We start from the raw sequence: 271 nt of genomic DNA on the forward strand, positions 1-271 counted from the left end.
TACCTCTGGTTCTTCGGGCGTATTAACTGTGTCATCTACTTTGGCTTTGTTGAGAATTGTTTCGCCTGCCTTGACTTCTTCGTTAACGATTACTTTGAAGCGAATACTCCGCTCTTTTGTATCAGTGATACTTGGGTATTCCGCTGTGATTGTGCCGTTAGTTTCTTTCAAACTGATTGGCTGGGGCTCATCACCGACACTTGTTAGGCTATCTTTGACATACGTCAGTCCTTTGGGTAGTTGGTCTGTGATAACTACTTTGTTTAGGACG

Annotated in this window: 1 protein-coding gene; it reads right to left on the minus strand. The window is 43.5% G+C overall.

What is annotated here, in order from left to right; all coding sequences use genetic code 11:
• Positions 1-271: hypothetical protein (locus QP752_RS11275; protein ID WP_284805547.1), on the minus strand; the 271-nt coding region annotated here is incomplete at both ends.

It is taken from the genome of Corynebacterium sp. UMB10321 (assembly GCF_030228725.1).
Classification (GTDB): domain Bacteria; phylum Actinomycetota; class Actinomycetes; order Mycobacteriales; family Mycobacteriaceae; genus Corynebacterium; species Corynebacterium pseudogenitalium.